Raw genomic sequence first — 6,372 nt, forward strand, 5'->3', positions numbered from 1 at the left:
CGAGACACCTTAGACAAGCGTGCCAAGGTTCAGATCGTTCTGGTCCAGATCACCCGTGACATTGGTCACCGTCGCCAGGACCGTGTCGAAGACCGCATCCCCGGTGGTGTCGACCGAGATCACGGCATCCTGGCCAATCCCTGCCTGTTGCACGTCAACCCGGGAACTGCGATCCACGTCCGCAACACCCAGGCCGTCCAGCAACGCATCCAGGTCGATACTGTCGACGCCGGTCGCATCGAACCCGTCGATCAGATCCCCCGCATCGACGATATCGTTGTAGACGAAAGTATCGCTGCCGGTCCCGCCGTACAGGGTATCGTTACCGGCGCCGCCGTCGAAGACATCGTTGCCGCCGTTGCCGGTGAGCACGTCGTTGCCGCCGAAGCCCAGCAGGTAATCTTCCTGGGCGTCGCCCTGCAGGTTGTCGTGATTGTCGGTGCCCAGCGAGAGAATCCGCGAGAAGATGCCGTTGCCCGAACCCTCCGGGCCGCTCCAGCTGAAGGCGATGCGCCCGTCGGCCAGGGCCGTGACCTCGATATTGGTCTGGTTGCCGACCGCCGCGTCGGAGACCATGAACTGATTCCCGATAGGATTGCCGTCCGCGTCGAACTGGCGCGCGAAGACCCCGGTGCCGTCGCCGTCGCCCTGATCCGAAACCCAGGCCGCTATAAAGCCGCCACCCGGCAGCGACGCCAGGGAAGGCGCCGTCTGACTGCCCGCCGTCTGGTCGTTGGCCACGAAAGCGGCACCCTGCGGAACCCCGTCGATATCGAAAATCCGTGCCATGATGGCTGTGCCGTCACCGTCCTGACCGGACGATACCCAACTCGCCACAAAACCACCGTCTTCCAGCAAGGCCAAGGTAGTGGTGCTGGAAAAAACTCCCAGCGTCGCATCAAAGATTTCCAACTCGGCCCCAACCGGTTCGCCGAAGCTGTCGAAGCGTTGAGCGATGTGCTTGGCGGTGCTGAAGTTCGTCCAAGCCACCAGGAAACCGCCGCCGGAAAGCGCAATGACATCCGGAATGGCAACATTGTTGATGTTGCCGCCGCTGTCCAGAATCAACTCATTGGAACGCGGCGTGCCGTCATTGTCGAAAGTACGAACAGAGACCTTCTGGGCAACCGTCCAGGTGACCGCATAGCCGCCGTACTGCAGGCCCGTCACCTCCGGCGACTGATCACTGTTGGACACGTCGACCGTCACAACCGAGCCGACGGCACCCCCAGCCGCATCGAACGCCTGTGCCTCGATCCGTGCCACGTTGTTGACGCCCAAGGCCCAGCTCACCACGAAACCGCCGTCGGAAAGCCCGGAAACCGTCGGATTACTCGGAAAACCGCTGCTGCTGCTGCCAGCCTTCGAGATGAAGACCTCCGAACCAACCTCCACGCCGTCCGCATCATAGCGCTGCGCGTAAATGCCCCGCGTGGAGCCGCCGGTGCCGACCACCCAGGTCACCACGTACCCGCCATCCGTCAGACCGGCAATATCGCCGGCACCCCCACCCATGCTGGCCGTATCATTGACCGCCAGCGCCGGGCCCGAACCGGTCAGCCCGACCTCGATGCGCACCGTGCGCTCCACACCGCCGTCCAGGTAAACGAAACTGTCGACACCGCTGAAACCCATCACCGGGGTGTAGCTGTAGGTACCGTCGGCATTCAGCGTGAGGGACCCATTGGAAACATCACTCACCAGCGTGACCGCCACCGTGTCGGTATCCAGATCCCCCGCCGCAGAACCGTCAGACAGAACCCGCAACAGATGATCGCCGGCCACAGGTGGCGGCGGCGGCGGCGGTGCATTGAGGTCGATCAACTGATCGGCAAACTGCAGGTTCTCTACCTCAGTCAGCAGATCGGTGCCATCGGGGCTACCAACCCGAAGATCCACTACCTCATAGCTGCCGCCACCAAGGTTCGTGACCTGGTAGTCTGCGAAGTTGCCGCTGAACACCGCCGTATCGTTTCCGGCGCCGCCGATGAGGGTATCGTTGCCGCCGTTGCCGGCCAGCAGGTCAGCGCCGCCGAAGCCCAGCATGTAGTCGGCCTCTATGCCGCCCTGGAGATGGTCGTGGTTGTCGCCGCCCAGCGACATGACCCGGGTGGAGACACTGCCCGATTCCAACCAACTGAAGGCCAGGCGCCCGTCCTCGAGCATTGTCACCTGAGGCGTTTCGGGACTGCCGAAGGCGCTGTCGGTAACCATGAACTCGTCCCCGACCGGGCTGCCGTCAGCAGCGAACTGGCGCGCGAAGATCGCCGTTCCGTCGCCATCGCCAGCCGTCGAGCCCCAGGTCGCCACAAATCCGCCGCCAGGAAACGCCGCAACCGAGGGATCGGTTTGGTCGCCCGTAACGAAGTCGTTCACGACAAAGGGATTGCCCAACGCGTTGCCGAGATAGTCATAGATGCGCGCGACGATCCCAAAGCCGTCGCCATCGTGCCCGGTGGCGGTCCAGCTCACCACGTAGCCACCGCCGTCAAGCAGGGCCATGGAAATTTGGCCATCGGCAACAAGCAAGGAACCCAGCTGGCTGACCTGCTGCTCGCCTCCAACCAGCAGACCCGTGCTGTCGTAGTGCTGCATAAAGATGTGCCCGCTGGCGGAGTCAACCCAGCTCGCTACGAAACCACCGCCCGACAGAGCCAGGACCGAAGGATTGGTCAGACTGGCGCCACCGTCCAACACGACCATGGGGGCGGTCGGGTTGCCGTCATTATCGAAGATACGAACCTCGCCCGTGTTGCCTGCGGTTTCCGAGACCAGGACATAGCCGCCGGTCTGAAGAGCGGTGAACACAATATCCGTACCGGCGGATACGGGCGCAATCGTCGAACCCGTCCCCACCAAGCCCCCGTCGGCGTCATAGCGTTGCACATAGATGCCTTCGTCCCACTCGAGGCCGACAACAAAGCCGCCGTCAGACAGGCCAATCACCGTCGGTGAGTTCAAGGGGCTGCCAATCAGCAGCGGCGAGCCGACCGCCTCTCCCTGGTCGTTAAAGCGCTGCGTACTGACCAGCGCGCCATTGCCGGTGGAAATCGTGGTCACGTAGCCGCCGCCGGCCAGGCTGGCGATGTCGCCGGCAAAGGCGACGGTGGCGTTCACCAGAACCGCCGGACCCGAACCCGCCAGCCCGACCTGGATGCGCACCGTGCGTTCGATCCCACCGTCGAGATAGACAAAGCTGTCGACACCGGTGAAACCCATCGTCGGGGTATAGCTGTAGGTGCCATCGGCATTGAGGGTGAGGGAGCCGTTGGCGACATCGCTCACCAGGCTCACCGCAACCGTATCGGTATCCAGATCTCCCGCAGCCGATCCATCCGCCAGAACACGCAGCAGATGATCGCCGAAAAAGGTCTCACTCGGCGGTGGCAGCGACACGTCAGCAACCTGATCGGCGAATCGCAAACTCTCGACATCGAAGAGGGTATCGGTCCCATCGGGGCTACCCACCCTCAGATCCACCACCTCATAGCTGCCACCACCCAGGTCGGTTATCTGATAGTCGGCGAAGTTACCGCTGAATATCGCTCTATCCGCACCGGCGCCGCCGTCCAGGGTATCGTTTCCGGCGCCACCGATGAGAGTATCGTTGCCGTCGTTACCGGTCAGGACGTCATTACCGCCGAAACCGCGCAGGATCTCGTCCCCGATGTCGCCCTGCAGGTGGTCGTGGTTGTCGCCGCCCAGGGACAGTACCCGTGTGAAGACCTCATTTGCCTCCAACCAGCTGAAAGCCAAACGCCCATCCGCAAGCATTGTCACCTGGGGGGTGGAGGGGCTGCCGAAGGTGCTGTCCGTGACCATGAACTCGTCCTGGACCGGGCTGCCGTCGGCAGCAAACTGACGCGCGAAGATCGCCGTTCCGTTGCCGTCGCCCGCCGTCGACCCCCAGGTGACCAGGAAGCCCCCGCCGGGAAGCGTCGCAACCGAGGGGTCCGTCTGGTCACCCGCAACGAAATCATTCACGACAAAGGGATTATCCACCGCATTGCCGGCGTTATCGTAGATGCGTGCAACAATCCCAAAGCCATCGCCATCATGGCCGCTGGCGGTCCAGCTCACCACGTAACCGCCGCCTTCAAGCAGGGTCATGGAAATCTGATCATCGTCAACAGGGGTTGAGCCCAGCTGACTGACTTGCTGCTCGCCTCCAACCAGCAGGCCCGTGCTGTCGTAGCGCTGCATAAAGATGTGCCCGCTGGCGGAGTCAGCCCAGCTCGCAACGAAACCGCCGCCCGACAGGGCCAGAACCGAGGGGTTGGCGATACTGGCACCACCGTCCAATACGATCACCGGAGCAACCAGATTGCCGTCATTATCGAAAACACGAACCTCGCCCGTGCTGCCTGGTGTTTCAGAGGCCACGACATAGCCGCCGTACTGGAGAGCCGTGAATACGATATCCGTACCGGCGGATACGGGCGCAATCGTCGAACCCGTCCCCACCAAGCCCCCGTCGGCGTCATAGCGTTGCACATAGATGCCTTCGTCCCACTCGAGGCCTACAACAAAACCACCGTCAGACAGACCTATCACCTCCGGTGAGTTCAAGGGGTTGCCAATCAGCAGCGGTGACCCGACAGCCTCTCCCTGGTCGTTAAAGCGCTGCGTGCTGACCACCGAGCCGGTTGAGACCGTGGTTACGTAGCCACCGCCAGCCAGACTGGCGATGTCGCCGACAAATATGGCAGTATTGTTCACCGAAACCGCCGGTCCGGATCCTCCCAGGCCGACCTCGATACGCACCGTGCGTTCGATCCCACCGTCCAGATAGACAAAGCTGTCGACACCGCTGAAACCCATCGCCGGGGTGTAGCTGTAGGTGCCATCGGCATTGAGGGTGAGGGACCCGTTGGTAACATCGCTCACCAGGGTGACCGCTACCGTATCGGTATCCAGATCTCCCACCGCAGAATCGTCGGCCGTTACCTGAAACAGATGATCGCCGGAAACAGTAGTTGGCCGCTCGTCGGGGCGCAGTTCCATCGTGTAGTCGGCAAAACGTATAGTTTCCATGCCGCTCACACTGTCGGTACCATCCGGAGAGCCAACGCGCAGGTCCGTGATCTGGAGAGTGCCGCCGCCCAGGTCGGTCACTTGATAGTCGGCGAAGTTACCACTGAATATCGCTCTATCCACACCGGCGCCGCCGTCCAGGGTATCGTTTCCGGCGCCGCCGATGAGAGTATCGTTGCCGTCGTTACCGGTCAGGACGTCGTTGCCGCCGAAACCGCGCAGGATCTCATCCCCGATGTCGCCCTGCAGGTGGTCGTGGTTGTCGCCACCCAGGGACAGTACCCGTGTGAAGACCTCATTTGCCTCCAACCAGCTGAAAGCCAAACGCCCATCCGCAAGCATTGTCACCTGGGGGGTGGAGGGGCTGCCAACGGCAAAGTCCGTGACCATGAACTCGTCCTGGACCGGGCTGCCGTCGGCAGCAAACTGGCGGGCGAAGATCGCCGTGCCGTCGCCATCACCGGCTGTCGAACCCCAGGTGACCAGGAAGCCCCCGCCGGGAAGCGTCGCAACCGAGGGGTCCGTCTGGTCACCCGCAACGAAATCATTCACGACAAAGGGATTATCCACCGCATTGCCGGCGTTATCATAGATGCGCGCGACAATTCCGAAGCCATCGCCATCATGCCCGCTGGCGGCCCAGCTCACCACGTAACCGCCGCCTTCAAGCAGGGTCATGGAAATCTGATCGTCGTCAACAGGGGTTGAGCCCAGCTGACTGATCTGTTGCTCGCCTCCGACCAACAGGCCCGTGCTGTCGTAGCGCTGTGAAAAGATGTGTCCACTGGCGGAGTCAGCCCAACTCGCAACGAAACCACCGCCCGAAAGCGCCAGAACCGAGGGATTGGCTATACTGGCGCCGCCGTCCAATACGATCACCGGAGCAACCAGATTGCCGTCATTATCGAAGATACGAACCTCGCCCGTGCTGCCTGGTGTCTCAGAGGCCACGACATAGCCGCCGTACTGGAGAGCCGTGAATACGATATCCGTACCGGCGGATACGGGCGCAATCGTCGAACCCGTCCCCACCAAGCCCCCGTCGGCGTCATAGCGTTGCACATAGATGCCTTCGTCCCACTCGAGGCCTACAACAAAACCACCGTCAGACAGACCTATCACCTCCGGTGAGTTCAAGGGGTTGCCAATCAGCAGCGGTGACCCGACAGCCTCTCCCTGGTCGTTAAAGCGCTGCGTGCTGACCACCGAGCCGGTTGAGACCGTGGTTACGTAGCCACCGCCAGCCAGACTGGCGATGTCGCCGACAAATATGGCAGTATTGTTCACCGAAACCGCCGGTCCGGATCCTCCCAGGCCGACCTCGATACGCACCGTGCG

Annotated in this window: 1 protein-coding gene; it reads right to left on the bottom strand. The window is 62.2% G+C overall.

Translation table 11 applies throughout. The features are described from left to right. Positions 1 to 9 precede the first annotated feature (9 nt). Positions 10 to 6,321 (bottom strand): cadherin-like domain-containing protein, encoded by a 6,312-nt coding sequence (locus HBA54_RS28935; RefSeq protein ID WP_322095960.1) that lies wholly within the window; start codon positions 6,319 to 6,321, stop codon positions 10 to 12. Positions 6,322 to 6,372 lie beyond the last annotated feature (51 nt).

It is taken from the genome of Pelagibius litoralis (assembly GCF_011683915.1).
GTDB classification, from domain to species: Bacteria; Pseudomonadota; Alphaproteobacteria; order Kiloniellales; family Kiloniellaceae; genus Pelagibius; species Pelagibius litoralis.